Source organism: Streptomyces dangxiongensis (assembly GCF_003675325.1).
GTDB classification, from domain to species: domain Bacteria; phylum Actinomycetota; class Actinomycetes; order Streptomycetales; family Streptomycetaceae; genus Streptomyces; species Streptomyces dangxiongensis.
In genome coordinates this window covers 511,957-526,770 of record NZ_CP033073.1, presented here as the reverse complement: position 1 = coordinate 526,770, position 14,814 = coordinate 511,957, and the positions used below count along the sequence as shown (strand labels likewise).

The following is a 14,814-nucleotide window of genomic DNA, read 5'->3' as shown; positions in this document are numbered from 1 at the left end:
CCGCCCCGTCGGCCGGTGAGGGCGCCGAACGCCCGTGCGAGGATGCCGGCATGATCAACAGCGCCGGTATCTCCGACGTCGTCCCCGCGGGCCGCATGGCCGGCCGCGACCAGCCCGTGCTCGGCCTGTCCGCCGGGCTGGAGCTGCGCCCCTGGCGGGCGGACGACGCCGGCGAGCTGCTCGGCGCCGCGCGCGATCCGGCGATCCGGCGGTGGAACCTGTTCACCGTCGCCGACCCCGCGGACGCCCGCACCCGGATCGCCCGTATGCACGAGCGGTGGCGGGCCGAGACCGGCGCCGTGTGGGCCGTCGCCCGGCCCGACGGCCCGGCCACCGGTCTCGTCGGCCTGAACGACGTCGATCTCGCGGGCGGCGCCGCCGAGATCGTCTACTGGCTGCTGCCCGAGGCCCGCGGCGCCGGAGTCGCCGTGCGGGCCGCCCGCCGGCTCGCCCGGTGGGCCCTGGACGACCTGGGCCTGCACCGGCTGCGGCTGTGCCACTCCCCGGCCAACCCCGCGTCCTGCCGGGTGGCCCACACGGCCGGCTTCACCTACGAGGGCACCCAGCGCAGCGCCCTGCTGCACGCCGACGGCTGGCACGACCAGCACCTGCACGCGCGCGTGGCCGGCGACCCGGACCGGTGCGCCGGTACGGTCCCCGGGCAACCCGTCCGTGACACCAGGCGCGCCGGCTCCCCTTGACCGCCCCCGCCCCGCCCCGCCCCGCAGATCCACGGAAGACGAACTGATCGACCGTCATCTTACCTATGAGTCAGAAGCATTGACGTGACCCGGGCAGCCCCGGACCGTGGGGGCATGCCGAATATCCGGGTGCGTCTGCTGGCCGTTCTGGTCGTCCTCTGCGGATCCCTCACGGTGGCGGGCGTGCCGCCCGCCACCGCCGCCACCCCCTCCGACCCCCTCTGGTTCGACGGTGCGCCCCTGACCGTGCGGGACGGCCGGTTCGCCGACGCCCAGGGCCGCGAGATCGTCCTGCGCGGCTACAACGTCTCCGGCGAGACCAAGCTGGCGGAGAACACCGGCCTGCCCTTCGCCTCCGTCGCCGACGCCCGCAGGTCCGCGACCGCGCTGCGCGCCCTCGGCGGCGGCAACGCGGTCCGCTTCCTGCTCTCCTGGGCGCACGCCGAACCCGTACGCGGCCAGGTCGACACCGCCTACCTGGCCGCCGTCACCGAGCAGATGCGCGCGTTCCTCGACGCGGGCATCCGGGTCCAGCCCGACTTCCACCAGGACCTGTACTCCCGGTACCTGTTCCACACAGGAAGCTGGTACACCGGCGACGGGGCGCCCGGGTGGGCCGTCGCCGCCGGGAACTACCCGGCGGAGAATTGCGGCATCTGCCTGTTCTGGGGCCAGAACATCACCCAGAACGCGGCCGTGCAGCAGGCGCAGTACGACTTCTGGCACAACGCCCACGGCATCCAGGACGCCTTCCTCGCCACCGCCCGGACCACCCTGACCTATCTGCACCAGCACCTGGATGCCGCCGAGTTCACGGGGATCGCCGGCTTCGACCCGTACAACGAGCCGTACGCGGGCCGCTACGACGCCGGACAGACCTCCCGCACCTGGGAACGCGACCTCCTCTGGCCGTTCTACGCGAAGTTCCGCGCCGGCATGGACGCGACCGGCTGGCAGGACAAAGCCGCCCTCGTCGAGCCGAACCTCTTCTGGAACGCCGGCATCCCCACCCAGCAGCAGGAGGGCGGCCTGCTGGACGCCGGCACGCTCGGCCCCGGGTACGTCCTCAACACCCACTTCTACGACCAGAAGGCGATCTCCGGCATCCTGATGTGGGGCAAGGCGGCCGACGGGCAGTACGCCGACGACTTCGCGGCCGTCCGTGACCGTGCCTCGGCCGCCGGCACCGCGGCCGTGGTCAGCGAGTTCGGCCACCCCCTGTCCGGCACGGTGTCCGACAAGGCGCCGACCGTCCTGAAGGCCATGTACCAGGGCCTCGACTCCCGCCTGCCCGGCAAGAGCTGGTGGGCCGGCCCGGCCGCCTCCGGGCCGGTGCTGTCCGGCACCCAGTGGCAGTGGGACCTCTACAGCGGCCGGCACCACGAGCCGATGAACGGCGACCCCGCCAAGGTGCTCACCGCCGGTGACGCCTGGAACGACGAGGACCTGTCCGCGGTGCGCCTGGACGACTCCGGGAACGCCGTCCTGCGCCAGGACGCCCGCCTGCTGGACCGCCTCTACCCGAGCGCCACCGCCGGCACCGCCCTCGCGTTCACCTACGAGGACCGCTCCCGCGACGGCTCCACCACGCTGACCTGGAACCCGGTGCCGGGCTCCCTGCCCGGCGTCGCGAAGCTGGTCGGCTCGGGCCGGTACGGTGTGCTGGTGTGGCGCTCCGGCAGCGGCACCGCCCCCACCGAGCTGCATCTGCCGGCGTCCTTCCCCACCGGCTCCACCACGGTCGTCTCCGACCTCGGCGCGGTGTACGCCCCGCCCGCCTACACCCCCGGCACCCCGGTCGCCGTGGCCCCGGAGCCCGGCGGCACCGGCAGCCGCCGGCTGCTGCTCGGCGACACGGACTCCGGGGTGCTCCACTACGCGCTGGTCACCGACGGGGCCACGGCACCCCCGGCCGGCGAGCTGAGCGCGGCACGGTCCGAGCTGGCCGCGTGGGCGGCGGCGCGGTTCTGACGCACGGCGAGGTGGCCTCCGGGTGAGTGGGGCATCCCGGAGACCACCGCCCGAGGGCCGTCGCCCGAGCGTCGGGCCGATGGCCGGTCAACTGCCGGCGGGTCCGGTCCAGTCGGTCCGGACGTGGCCCAGGCGGACACGCTGCGGGTGGTCGCCGACCGGGACCGACGCCACCTTGCGGCCGGTGGCGAAGTCGATCGCCGTCACCTGGTCCGCGCCGCTCTCGGAGATGATGCAGTCCTTGCCGTCACCGCTGACGGTCGCCCAGTACGGCTTGGACGCCGCCACCAGCGGGCCCTCCTGGAGGCCGGCGCGGTCGACGACGGTCGCGTAGTCGTCCATGGTGCCCGCGACGCACAGCTTGGTGCCCTCCGGGTTCATGGAGATGCCGTGGTGGCGCGAGTCGTTCACCCAGGTCGTGCGGTCCTCGCTGGTCGCCGGGTTCTTCGGCAGGGTCTTCATCCGGGTGATTCTGTCGGTGGCGATGTCGTACTCCAGGAAGCCGTTGAAGAACGACACCTGGAAGTACAGCTTGGACCCGTCGGGGGAGAAGACCGCCGGGCGCACCGCGTCGGAGAAGTCCTTCAGCCCGAACGCGTCCAGCCGCTGCCGCATGTCGACGACCTTGACCTGCTTGTACGTCGTCGCGTCCACGACCGTGATGTGCCGGTCGCCCTTCGTCCAGTCCCAGCCGGGGTCGTCCAGTGCCGTGTTGACGTCACCGATGGCCATGTTCCAGATGTACTTGCCGTCCCTGGTGAAGATGTTCTCGTGCGGCTTGTCGCCGGTGGCGAAGGACCCGAGCTGCCTGCCGGTGGTGATGTCCAGTACGTGCACGGTGTTCGCGGTCGAGGCGGAGACGGCCACCCGGGTGCCGTCGGGGGAGACCGCCATGTGGTCGGCGCGGTAACCCGACACGGGGAAACGCCAGTTGACCCTTCCGGTGGCCAGGTCGATCGAGACGACGTCCGCGAAGCTGGGCCGGGACACCACGACCGACCTGCCGTCCGGGGTGGAGTACATGTCGTCGGCGTACTGGTCGTGGCCCTCGCCGACGCTGTTGCGGATCGCCTGGAAGTAGATCCACTTGATCGGGTCCGCGTTGATCTCCTTCATCCGCGCATCCTTGTCGGGGATGACGTCGATGCGGCCGACCCTTGTGAAGTCGCCGGTGGACCTGATGACGTCGGCGGTGCCGTCCCAGTTGTTGCCGACGAACAGCACCTCGCGCAGGTCGTCGGGAGCGGCGGACGCCGCGGAGGCCGCGGTCGCGGGACCGGCCGCGGCCAGGACGAGGGCGACGGCCATGGAGCACAGGTGCCTGGTTCTCGAAGCAGGCATGACGGCTCTCTTTCCTCGGTGGGGGAATCTGAACACGCGCGCTTTCACAGTGAACTTACTGAAAAGTAAGGAAGGGCCCGCCTTCTCGACAAGATGTGTGCACGACAAGATTGGGTGAGCAGCGGTATGACGGAGGGGGACTCGTGGAGGGCAGGCTCAGGACGCCGACGGGACGCTACGGCGGCCGGTCCGCCGAGGAGCGGCAGGCCGAGCGCCGCCGCCGCTTCCTGGACGCGGCGCTGCGGCTGTTCGGCGGCACCCCCGGCTACCGGGGGACGACGGTCGCCGCGCTGAGCCAGGCCGCCGGCCTGTCCACGCGCCAGTTCTACGAGGAGTTCCGCACCCTGGAGGACGTCCTCGCCGCCCTCCACCTCCAGGTCAACGGCTGGGCCGAACAGGCCGTCCTGGACGCCCTCGCCACCGCCGAGGGCCTGCCGCTGGCCGAGCGCGCCACCGCGCTCTTCCGGGCCTACGCCCGCGGCGTCACCTGCGACCCGCACCGCATCCGCATCACCTTCGTGGAGATCGTCGGCGTCAGCCCCCGCATGGAGGAGCAGCGGCTGGCCCGCCGGGCCCGCTGGATCGGCCTCATCCGCGCCGAGGCGGACGCGGCCGTGGCCCGCGGGGAGGCGGCACCCCGCGACTACCGCCTCGCGGCCACGGCCTTCATCGGCAGCGTCAACGGCCTGCTGCACGACTGGACCGCCGGCTGGGTGGACGCCACCCTGGACGAGGTGGTGGAGGAACTGGTCCGCCTGCTGCTGGGCATGCTCCGTCCGGAGGGCTGGCGGCCGCGCGACACGTGACCCACCGGCCCCCGAGCCGCCGGGCCTGCGCGGGCTCCGGCCGGGCGCCTGAGCGATGCCGCGGCCGGCTCGGCGCCAGGCTCCGTCCGGTTCGGCGCGCGGGATCGGTCCGGAGCTGATGTGCTGGAGCGGGGGCCGTCGCACGTTCTCCGGAGGGACCCATGAGTACCTACCGAGTCGCGCAGGTGACCACCGAGGGCGGCGCGTTCGAGCTGACCGAGCGGGAGGTTCCGCAGCCGGGCCCCGGCCGGGTGCGCATCGCAGTCGAGGCGTGCGGCATCTGCCACAGCGACGCCTTCTTCGTGACCGCCGGGGTGCCGGGCATCACGTTCCCCGAGGTTCCGGGGCACGAGATCGCCGGGCGGATCGAGGCGCTCGGCGAGGGAGCGCGGGACCGGGGATGGCAGGCCGGTGACCGGGTCGCGGTCGGCTGGTTCGGCGGCAGTTGCGGCCACTGCCGGGCCTGCCGCCGAGGTGACTTCCTCCTCTGCGCCGAGCTGGCGGTCCCGGGCTGGGCCTACGACGGCGGCTTCGCCGAGCAGGTCGTCGTACCCGTCGACGCCCTGGCCCGGATCCCCGACGCGCTCGCGGCGAGCGACGCCGGGCCCATGGCCTGCGCGGGCGTCACCACGTACAACGGGCTGCGGCGCAGTTCGGCCCGGCCGGGGGACCTGGTCGCCGTCCTCGGCGTCGGCGGCCTCGGCCACCTCGGCGTGCGGTACGCGGTCGCGATGGGCTTCGAGACCGTGGCCATCGCCCGCGGCGCGGAGAAGGCCGGCTTCGTCAAGCAGCTTGGCGCCCACCACTACGTCGACAGCACCGCCGGGACCCCGGTGGCCGAGGCGCTCGGGTCCCTCGGCGGGGCGCAGGTCGTCCTGGCCACCGCCGGCAACTCCGAGGCCATCTCGGCCACCGTGGACGGACTGGCGCCGCGCGGCGAGCTGGTGGTCATCGGCGCCACCCCCGAGCCGCTCGGCATCAGCCCGGTGCAGCTCATCGGAGCCGGCCGTGTCATCCGCGGCCACCCCTCCGGCACCGCGCAGGACGTCGAGGACACCATGGCGTTCAGCGTCCTGCACGGCATCCGCCCGATGACCGAGACGGTGCCGCTGGAGCGGGCCGGGGAGGCCTACGACCGCATGCTCTCCGGCGCCGCCCGGTTCCGGATGGTCCTGACCACGCGCTGACCGCGGGGGCGCGCCGTCCGGGCCGCCCTTCCTCACGGACGAGGGCGACGACCCGCACATGGCCGACGGCGCACCCCGGGGCCGGCCGGGGCAGGCGTACGGGTGCGGGGACGCGGGCGCGGGTGGCCGGCGGATGCTGATCCCGGCCCGCGCACCGGCGCCGTCCTCGCCTGGAGACCACCTTCCCCCAGGACGCCCGCGAGTACGGGGTGAAGGCCCGGGGACGTGATGGACTACCGGTCCTGGATGCGCCGATCCACCGGACCCGCCCCCCCCGCACGCCCCTCGTACCGGCCCCTGCTCTTACGCGCCGAGTTGCCGGGCGGCTGCGTCCACGGTCTGCTCCAGCAGCGTGGCGATCGTCATCGGACCGACCCCGCCCGGCACCGGCGTGATCAGCGAGGCCCGCTCCACGGCGGAGTCGAAGTCGACGTCACCGACGTCCCCCGGGTTGTAGCCCGCGTCGATCACGACCGCGCCGGGCTTGATGTCCTGCCCGCGGATCAGCCGCGGGCGGCCGACGGCGGCGACGACGATGTCGGCCTCGCGGACCGCCGCGGACAGGTCCCGGGTGCGCGAATGACAGTACGTCACGGTCGCGTCCCGGGCCAGCAGCAGCATGCCCACCGGCTTGCCGAGGATCGCGCTGCGGCCCACGACCACGGCCCGCTTCCCGGCCGGGTCGACGCCGTACTCGTCCAGCAGTCGCAGGATGCCGCCCGGTGTGCAGGAGACGAAGCCCGGCAGTCCGAAGCTCATCGTGGCGAACGACGCGAAGGTGACGCCGTCGACGTCCTTCTCCGGGGCGATCGCCTCGAACGCGGCCCGCTCGTCGACCCGGTCGCCCACCGGGTGCTGGAGCAGGATCCCGTGCACGCTCGCGTCTGCCGACAACTCCTCCAGCTTCGCCACGAGTTCGGCGGTGGTCGTGGCCGCGGGCAGCGCGACGTGCCGGGACTCCACGCCGGCCTCGCGGCAGCGGTTCTGCTTCATACGGACATACGTCACGGACGCCGGGTCCGCGCCGACCAGCACGGTCGCGAGGCACGGCGCGGTGCCGGTGCGTTCGGCGAGTCCGGCGGCCTTCTTCGCGGCGTCCCCGACGATGCGGCGGGCGGGCGCGGTGCCGTCCATGAGACGGGCCTGGGTCATGCTCACACTCCTGGGCTGGGATCGGCTCTCTCGCCCAGGCGCGCGGCAACCACCACGGACCGCTCCCCGGTGGTACTCCACCTCAGCGCCAGTCACGGCCCGCCTACAGGGTAACCGAGCGCGCGTACGGCCTCCGGACCGCTCACGGGTCCGGTCCGGCCGGGGGCGGCCCGGACCCGCGCGGCCTCCTCGGGACGCCTGCCGTACCCGGCCGCGTCCTACTCGTCCCAGGCCTGGATGATGAGCTGGTCGGCGATCTTGCCATCCCGAAGGGTGAGCATCGACTCGGCCAGGACGCGGGTGCCGTCCGCGTACTCGCAGGCCTCGCTGTAGGCGGCGTGTTCGCCCTCCACGACGCACCGTTCCAGCCTGTGCGTCATGTCCCGGCTGTAGACGTCGTCCAGCAACTCGGCGATCTGGCCCCGGCCGTGCAGGACCGTGGGGCTGCTGGGCTGGTTGTTGTGGTCGACGATGCGGATCTCCGCGTCGTCCGTGTAGAGCGACAGAAGGGTGTTCCCGGTGTTCCCCTCTATGGCCCGGCGCAGTGTGTCGGAGTCGAACGAGGACCCCGTCGCGGTGCCCATGGTGACCTCCTTCAGGCGCCCGCGGCCCGACGGGGGCGGGCCGCACGGACCCCACCTCCGAGACTCCTCCGCCCCGACGGTCACGGCAAGCGCAGCGGCCGGATCCGCCTCACGGGTGAGCGCGGGCCGACGCCCGTGTCCGGCCGGGGCCCGCCGCCGTTGCTGAGGGCATGATCTCAACACGACGCATCGCCGCCGCCGTCGGTCTGGCCGCCGGGATCGCCGCTCTCGCCGTACCGTCGGCGAACGCGGCCGACGCCGGCACACCGTCCGTCGGGAAGTTCGGCGCGCTGACCACGCTGGACTCGCTCGCCGGCGCCGGCATCCCCGCATCGGAGCAGGACCGGGTGCCGAGGGTCACCGACCAGTTGCAGGCGCTGGACGACCTCAAGGAGCTGAACCAGGTGGCGCAGGTCCTCGCCCCCGCCGCGCCCCTGCTCGGCGGGGACTCCGCCGTCCACTGAGCCCGCTCCCGCCCCCGGGCCCGAGGGCCGTCCCGGCCGGGACGGCCCTCCGCGCCGCCGCGTCCCGCCCGTGCACCGGTCCGGAGAGATCCACGGCCGTCCTCGTGGACCGTCCCGCTGCCGATCCATGGCGCGTAGGGTCGGCAGCGACGGCATTCGAAGGAATTCGAAGGAATACAGGAAGGGGACAGGCCATGGCGCAGGAAGTCCGCGGCGTGATCGCACCGGGGAAGGACGAGCCCGTACGGCTCGAGACGATCGTGATCCCGGATCCGGGGCCGGGCGAGGCCGTCGTGCGCATCCAGGCCTGCGGGGTCTGTCACACCGATCTGCACTACAAACAGGGCGGCATCTCGGACGACTTCCCCTTCCTGCTCGGCCACGAGGCCGCCGGCGTCGTGGAGTCGGTCGGCGCCGGGGTCACCGACGTCGCCCCCGGTGACTTCGTCATCCTCAACTGGCGTGCGGTGTGCGGGCAGTGCCGGGCCTGCCTGCGCGGCCGGCCCTGGTACTGCTTCGACACCCACAACGCGCGGCAGCGGATGACCCTCGCCGCGACCGGGCAGGAACTCTCCCCGGCCCTCGGCATCGGCGCGTTCGCCGAGAAGACGCTCGTGGCGGCCGGCCAGTGCACCAAGGTCGACCCGTCCGTCTCCCCGGCGGTCGCCGGGCTGCTGGGCTGCGGGGTGATGGCCGGCATCGGCGCCGCCATCAACACCGGAGGCGTCGGCCGGGGCGACTCGGTCGCCGTCATCGGCTGCGGCGGCGTCGGCGGGGCGGCGATCGCCGGTGCGGACCTGGCCGGTGCGGCGAAGGTCATCGCCGTGGACATCGACGACCGCAAGCTGGACAAGGCCCGCACGCTCGGCGCCACCCACACCGTCAACTCCGAGGACACCGACCCGGTCGAGGCGATCCGCGAACTGACCGGCGGCTTCGGCGCCGACGTCGTCATCGAGGCCGTCGGCCGCCCCGAGACCTACCGGCAGGCCTTCTACGCCCGCGACCTCGCCGGCACCGTCGTCCTCGTCGGCGTCCCCACCCCCGAGATGAAGCTCGAACTGCCCCTGCTCGACGTCTTCGGCCGCGGCGGCGCCCTGAAGTCCTCCTGGTACGGCGACTGCCTGCCCTCCCGCGACTTCCCCATGCTGATCGACCTCCACCTCCAGGGCCGGCTCCCGCTCGACGCGTTCGTCACGGAGACCGTCCGACTCGACGAGGTGGAGAAGGCGTTCGAACGGATGCACCACGGCGACGTGCTGCGCTCGGTGGTGGTGCTGTGATGGCCGCCCGCATCGAACGCGTCGTCACCTCCGGCCAGTTCACCCTGGACGGCGGCACCTGGGACGTCGAGAACAACGTGTGGCTCGTCGGCGACGACCACGAGGTGATCGTCATCGACGCCGCCCACGACGCCGAGGCCGTCGCCCGCGCCGTCGGCGACCGCCGGCTCACCGCGATCGTGTGCACCCACGCCCACAACGACCACATCGACGCGGCGCCCGAACTGGCCGACCGCACCGGCGCCGTCATCTGGCTGCACCCCGACGACCTGCCGCTGTGGCAGCTCACCCACCCCGACCGCGAGCCCGACCGGCACCTCACCGACGGTCAGGTCATCGAGGCCGCCGGCGCCGACCTGACCGTCCTGCACACCCCCGGGCACGCCCCGGGCGCGGTCTGCCTGTACGACCCCGGGCTCGGCACCGTGTTCACCGGCGACACCCTGTTCCAGGGCGGCCCGGGCGCCACCGGGCGCTCCTACTCCCACTTCCCGACGATCATCGGCTCCATCCGGGACCGGCTCCTCACCCTCCCGCCGGAGACGAAGGTCCTCACCGGCCACGGGGACGCCACGACCATCGGCGCCGAGGCCTCCCACCTGGAGGAGTGGATCGCGCGCGGACACTGACGGGCACCGCACAAATACCAGGTGGCACGCGGGCGCGACTTTAGAATCGCGCCCATGACCACACAGACGATCGACACCCTCCACGGCGTACGGGTCCTGCAGTGCGCTCCCGACGGCCCGCTCCTCGACGGCGAGAGCGCGGCGCTCGACCTGATCGGTGACGCGTTCGGGCACGAGGCAGAGCTGGTCGCGGTGCCCGTGGAGCGGATCGCCGACGACTTCTTCCGGCTGCGCTCCGGCGTCGCCGGGGCGGTCGTCCAGAAGTTCGCGACCTACCGGCTGCGTCTCGCCGTCCTCGGCGACATCTCCGGACACGTCGCCGGGAGCACGGCCCTGCGTGACTTCGTCCACGAGTGCAACCAGGGCCGGCAGCTATGGTTCCTCGCGGACACCGTGGAACTCGACGCCCGACTGCGCGGATGAAAACAGTTGTCCTCACGGACACCGAAGAGGTCGAGCATGTGTTCCGAGCGCAGCCAGCCCGGGGTGAGCGCCACGGCGCGACGCACTGGCGCGCGAACCCCACTTCGCCATCTCCGAGACCCCGCGCTTCACCGGCCGCGCCGTCGCCGCCCTGGCCACCGACCCCGAAGTGGCGCGGTTTCAACGGACAGTCACTCTCCAGCGGCGGCCTGGCCCGGGTGTACGGCGTCACCGACCTCGACGGCACCCGGCCGGACGCCTGGCGGTACCTGCCCGAGGTGCAGGACGAGGGCGAGCCGGCGGACGTCACCGGATACCGGTGAGAGCGGCCGGACGGTCAGGGGTCGCCGTACCGGTGAAAGGCCGCCGCCGGAGCCGTACTGTCGGCTCATGACTGACCCGACCCGCTTCGCAGGACACGGAGTTCTCGTCACGGGCGCCGCCCGCGGCATCGGCGCCGCCGTGGCCCGGCGGCTCGCCGAGGAGGGCGGCCGGGTCCTGGTGACCGACCGGGAACCGGCCGAGGCCGAGCGGACCGCGACCGCACTGCGCCGACAGGGCCTGGCCGCCGAGGCGTTCGCCTGTGACGTGGCCGACCGCGCCGCCGTCGAGGCGGCCGTCGCCCGCGCCGTCACCGTGTTCGGCTCCCTCGACGTCCTGGTCAACAGCGCCGCGCACTGCACCGCGGACGTCCCGCTGTTCGAGGACGACCCCGACGAGGCGTGGACGCGTGACCTCGACATCACGCTCACCGGTGCCTACCGCTGCTGTCGCGCCGCCCTGCCGCACCTCGCCGCCTCCGGCCGCGGGGCGATCGTGAGCGTCGGCTCCGTCAACGGCCTCCAGGACTTCGGCAACCACGCCTACAGCGCCGCCAAGGCCGGCCTCGGTTCCCTCACCCGGACCCTCGCCGGGCACGCCGCAGCCCGGGGCGTGCGGGTCAACCTCGTGGCACCGGGCACGGTCCGCACCTCGGCGTGGGAGGGGCGCGACGACGAACTCGACGCCGCACGCGGCCTGTACCCGCTCGGCCGGGTCGGGGAGCCGGCGGACATCGCCGCCGCGGTCGCCTTCCTGGCCTCCCGCGACGCCGCCTGGATCACCGGCACCACCCTCGTGGTCGACGGCGGCCTCACCGCCGTCAACACCGGCTTCCACGCGGCCGTCCACCAGCCCTGACCGGCCTCGGCCCACCGCCCCGCGCTCCTGTACGGCCGCGCGGTGACGAAGTTCACCATTTCGTCACAGGGTGGCCGGAAACACAACCCTCGCCCGCCCGCCCAGGTCTACTGATGCGAGACCGTGGGAATCGCGCTGGGAAACACCTGGTGCAGACCTCGGGCGATCAAGGGGAGAAGGGTAGGCCGTCATGGGGGACATACGCAGACGAGGCGTCGTCGCGCTGGGCGTCACCGGACTGGTGGCGCCGCTCGCGCTCGCGCTCACCGCGGCACCGGCCCAGGCCGCGAGCTGCACCTCGCAGACGGGGCCGTACCAGAAGCAGGTGGAGAGGTTCCTGGGCCGGCCGGTGGACGGCAAGCAGTCCGCCGCCGACTGCAAGGCCGTACAGGCCTTCCAGACCAAGCACGGCATCACGCCGAACATCGGCTACGCCGGGTCCGTCACCTGGGATGTGATGGACCTCATGAACAAGCAGAAGGCCGTCGGGAACAAGCCGAACAAGGACGGCAAGTGCCCAGTGGACAAGGGCCGCATCGCCTGCGTGAACCTCACGCTCCAGCTAAGCTGGATCCAGGACGGCGCGAAGCTCGTCCACGGCCCGGTGCCGGTGCGCACCGGCCGCGACGGCTTCGAGACCCGTACCGGCCTGAAGAAGATCTACTGGCGCGACATCGACCACGTCTCCAACCTCTACGACGTGCCGATGCCGTACAGCCAGTTCTTCAACGGCGGTCAGGCCTTCCACTCGGTCGGCCTGAGCATGTGGAACCCGCCGGGCTCGCACGGCTGTGTGAACATGACACCGACGGAGGCCAAGGCGTACTGGTCGCTGCTGAAGAACGGCGACGACGTCTTCGTCTACGGCCGCAAGCCGGGCACCTGAGCCGAGGCCGACGGCGCAGGCACTGGGCGCGTCCCCGGACTCCGGCGGGCGCGCCCAGTCGTGTGAGCCGGGCTCCGGTATCTGATCCGATACGAAGTACCCCTCCCCGTCGACACCTTGACGTGATGAGCAACACGGTCCGAAATGTCCGTATTCGAGGTGCTTACTCACGGCGCCTTCACGTCAGTCGGCATATGCTTCACAGCATGTCCACCACTGTTGCAACCGCCTCCGAGCGATCGGCCGCGGAGGTCAACGAGGAGATCCGGGCCCTGTGGCGCCGGTCGGGCGGGACACTGAACACCGAGCAGCGCGCCGAGTACCAGCGCCTCGTGTTGGAGTGGGCCGCCGCGGCCCCGCGGTCGCACCGGGCGGCCTGACCGACCCCGCGCGCACCGCGCCGTACCGCCCCGGGGCACCCGTGAGCGCACGGGTGCCCTTCTCGCAGCACCTCCGGCATCGCACCGGGCCCTTTCCGCCCCGGCGTCGCGCCGGGGCCCGGCCGGCGCCCGTCAGCCCCACGTCGCCGAGTAGTACCGCCGGTACGCCTTGCGGTCCTGTTCGGACCGGATGAACCGGGTCGCGACCAGTGCGATCAGGCTGCCCGCGATGACCAGCAACCCGGGCCCGATGTTCCGGGTGTCCGTCAGCCGCGCCAGCAGGGTGCTGCCCTCGGACGTTCCGGTGACCGGCGCCGAGGTGCCCGGCGAGGCCGCGTTCGGAGCCATCGCGCCCTGCGCCGCGGAGGCCGACGGCGCGGGCGAGGGCGCCGAACTCGCACCGCCACCCGCACCGCCCGCGTCCTGCGCCGACACGAGCAGCCGCACACCGAGTGCCGTCAGCGCCTTGGTCACCGGCTGGAAGAACGTCGTCCCGCCCGCCGTGCAGTCCCCGTTGCCGCCCGAGGTGACCCCGAGCGCGATGCCCTCCGAGAACAGCGGGCCGCCGCTGTCACCCGGCTCGGCGCACACCGTGGTCTCGACGAGCCCGGTGACCGTGCCCTCCGGATAGTTGACGGTCGCGTTCAGCGCGGTGACCCGGCCGTCGTGCAGACCGCTGGTGCTGCCGCTGCGGAACACCCGCTGCCCCACCGTCGGATCGGCCACCCCGGTGATCCGCACGCCCTTCCCGCCGCCGGTCGCGACGACCCCGGCACCTGCGCCGGCCTTGCCGGAGGCGTACTGCACGAGCGAGAAGTCACTGCCGGGGAAGACACTGTTCACGGTGTTGCCCAGTTGCCGGTCACCCTGGCTGTCGGCGAACCAGGTGGATCCGGCGGGCCCGCAGTGGCCGGCCGTGAGGATGAAGTCGGACCGCCCGTTCGTGACGTTGAACCCCGCCGAGCAGCGACCGCCGGTCGACAGGATCGGCAGGGCGCCGTTCAGCCGCGTGGTGAACGCGCCCTTCATGCGCTCCATGTGCACGAAGCTCCCGATCCCCGCGGCCACCCGGGTCAGCCGGGACCAGTCACCGGCGGACACCGTGCGGTCCGCCCGCACCACGACCCGGTTGGTCCGGTAGTCCACCGCCCACGCCGTGCCCGGCACCCGTGGCGCCGAACCCAGCGACGCGGTGGCCGACTTCAGCTCGTCCATGCTGTGGGGCACGACCTTCGCCTCGGCCCCGGCCCGCCGCACCGCCCGCGCTGCCGCGTCGTCGGTCACCGCCACGACCGGCCGCCCGTCGGCGCCGACCCAGTCACCCGCCGTACGGGCGGTGCCGAGCCGCGCCACCAGGGCGGACCCGGTGTCCGTGGTGCCGCCGCCGGCGCGGAGCACTCTGGCGGAGCCGGGCGGTGTCTCGCTCGCCATGGCCGCCTGGGTGACCATCGCGCCTCCCAGGAGGAGTCCGCCGACGGCCGTCAGCCGTGTCAGTCGCCGGACGACCCGTCGTCGTGCGTGCCGCATGCATGGCTCCCGAAGCCGAACCCGAACGCACGCCACCCCTACCGGCAGCGCGGGGCACCCAGGTCGTCGGGGGCCCGCCCCTCCATACGGCCCCCGGAGCCACGGCGTTCACCCCCACCGACGAACTCCCCGCCCGGCCGGCGCCCGTGCTCCACCCCGCCGGCCACGACCATGTGCTCCGGCCACGATCATGTGCTCCGGCGCCGGCATGCACTCCGCGCCGCCATGGACTCCGCGCCGGCACCGACTCCGCCCCCCGGCCGCCCGTCCGTCCCGGCGGACCCGTTTCCGCTCACGCGCC

15 protein-coding genes, 1 pseudogene and 1 riboswitch are annotated in these 14,814 nt (G+C 73.1%); of the genes and pseudogenes, 12 read left to right on the top strand and 4 right to left on the bottom strand.

What is annotated here, in order from left to right:
* The first annotated feature begins 50 nt into the window (after positions 1-50).
* Together D9753_RS02705 and D9753_RS02700 are read left to right on the top strand one after the other, a co-directional pair.
* Positions 51-701, top strand: coding sequence for a GNAT family N-acetyltransferase (locus D9753_RS02705; RefSeq protein WP_121785547.1), 651 nt, complete (start codon positions 51-53; stop codon positions 699-701).
* Between the two features lie 114 nt (positions 702-815).
* Complete coding sequence (locus tag D9753_RS02700; protein ID WP_121785546.1) at positions 816-2,672, top strand: endoglycosylceramidase; 1,857 nt, start codon at positions 816-818, stop codon at positions 2,670-2,672.
* Between the two features lie 87 nt (positions 2,673-2,759).
* Here the strand turns inward: D9753_RS02700 and D9753_RS02695 are convergent, their stop codons facing one another.
* The gene (locus D9753_RS02695) at positions 2,760-4,013 is read right to left on the bottom strand and encodes a YncE family protein (protein ID WP_121785545.1); all 1,254 of its coding nucleotides are present in this window, start codon (positions 4,011-4,013) and stop codon (positions 2,760-2,762) included.
* Between the two features lie 143 nt (positions 4,014-4,156).
* Here D9753_RS02695 and D9753_RS02690 point away from each other — a divergent pair, with 143 nt between their 5' ends.
* Both D9753_RS02690 and D9753_RS02685 read left to right on the top strand, forming a co-directional pair.
* Positions 4,157-4,819: a TetR/AcrR family transcriptional regulator gene (locus tag D9753_RS02690; protein ID WP_121785544.1), complete on the top strand. Its 663-nt coding sequence runs from the start codon at positions 4,157-4,159 to the stop codon at positions 4,817-4,819.
* Positions 4,820-4,980: 161 nt separating this feature from the next.
* Complete coding sequence (locus D9753_RS02685) at positions 4,981-6,006, top strand: alcohol dehydrogenase (RefSeq protein ID WP_121785543.1); 1,026 nt, start codon at positions 4,981-4,983, stop codon at positions 6,004-6,006.
* A 303-nt stretch (positions 6,007-6,309) separates the two neighbouring features.
* Here D9753_RS02685 and D9753_RS02680 read toward each other — a convergent pair whose 3' ends face one another.
* Both D9753_RS02680 and D9753_RS02675 read right to left on the bottom strand, forming a co-directional pair.
* Complete coding sequence (locus D9753_RS02680; protein WP_121785542.1) at positions 6,310-7,158, bottom strand: bifunctional 5,10-methylenetetrahydrofolate dehydrogenase/5,10-methenyltetrahydrofolate cyclohydrolase; 849 nt, start codon at positions 7,156-7,158, stop codon at positions 6,310-6,312.
* Between the two features lie 25 nt (positions 7,159-7,183).
* Positions 7,184-7,264: riboswitch (ZMP/ZTP riboswitch) on the bottom strand.
* A 112-nt stretch (positions 7,265-7,376) separates the two neighbouring features.
* Positions 7,377-7,742, bottom strand: a complete 366-nt coding sequence (locus tag D9753_RS02675) for a nuclear transport factor 2 family protein (protein ID WP_121785541.1) — start codon at positions 7,740-7,742, stop codon at positions 7,377-7,379.
* 170 nt (positions 7,743-7,912) lie between these two features.
* Between D9753_RS02675 and D9753_RS02670 the strand changes: the two genes are divergently transcribed.
* From D9753_RS02670 to D9753_RS02635, 8 genes and pseudogenes are all read left to right on the top strand, one after another.
* Positions 7,913-8,206, top strand: coding sequence for a hypothetical protein (locus D9753_RS02670; protein WP_121785540.1), 294 nt, complete (start codon positions 7,913-7,915; stop codon positions 8,204-8,206).
* A 194-nt stretch (positions 8,207-8,400) separates the two neighbouring features.
* Positions 8,401-9,489, top strand: a complete 1,089-nt coding sequence (locus D9753_RS02665; RefSeq protein WP_121785539.1) for an S-(hydroxymethyl)mycothiol dehydrogenase — start codon at positions 8,401-8,403, stop codon at positions 9,487-9,489.
* Positions 9,489-10,118 carry an MBL fold metallo-hydrolase gene (locus D9753_RS02660; RefSeq protein WP_121785538.1) on the top strand — a complete coding sequence of 210 codons (630 nt, stop codon included), beginning with the start codon at positions 9,489-9,491 and terminating at the stop codon, positions 10,116-10,118. The genes D9753_RS02665 and D9753_RS02660 overlap by 1 nt, the downstream gene beginning before the upstream one ends.
* Positions 10,119-10,172: 54 nt before the next feature.
* Positions 10,173-10,541, top strand: coding sequence for a DUF4180 domain-containing protein (locus tag D9753_RS02655; RefSeq protein WP_121785537.1), 369 nt, complete (start codon positions 10,173-10,175; stop codon positions 10,539-10,541).
* 76 nt (positions 10,542-10,617) lie between these two features.
* Positions 10,618-10,864: pseudogene (locus tag D9753_RS02650) on the top strand (short-chain dehydrogenase); the annotation flags it as partial.
* Between the two features lie 67 nt (positions 10,865-10,931).
* Positions 10,932-11,720, top strand: a complete 789-nt coding sequence (locus tag D9753_RS02645; protein WP_121785536.1) for an SDR family NAD(P)-dependent oxidoreductase — start codon at positions 10,932-10,934, stop codon at positions 11,718-11,720.
* A 190-nt stretch (positions 11,721-11,910) separates the two neighbouring features.
* Entirely contained in the window at positions 11,911-12,606 is a 696-nt protein-coding gene (locus tag D9753_RS02640; RefSeq protein WP_121785535.1) for a L,D-transpeptidase family protein, read from the top strand.
* 194 nt (positions 12,607-12,800) lie between these two features.
* Positions 12,801-12,986, top strand: coding sequence for a hypothetical protein (locus D9753_RS02635; protein ID WP_121785534.1), 186 nt, complete (start codon positions 12,801-12,803; stop codon positions 12,984-12,986).
* 132 nt (positions 12,987-13,118) lie between these two features.
* Here the strand turns inward: D9753_RS02635 and D9753_RS02630 are convergent, their stop codons facing one another.
* Positions 13,119-14,513 carry a S1 family peptidase gene (locus tag D9753_RS02630; protein WP_121785533.1) on the bottom strand — a complete coding sequence of 465 codons (1,395 nt, stop codon included), beginning with the start codon at positions 14,511-14,513 and terminating at the stop codon, positions 13,119-13,121.
* Positions 14,514-14,814: the final 301 nt, after the last annotated feature.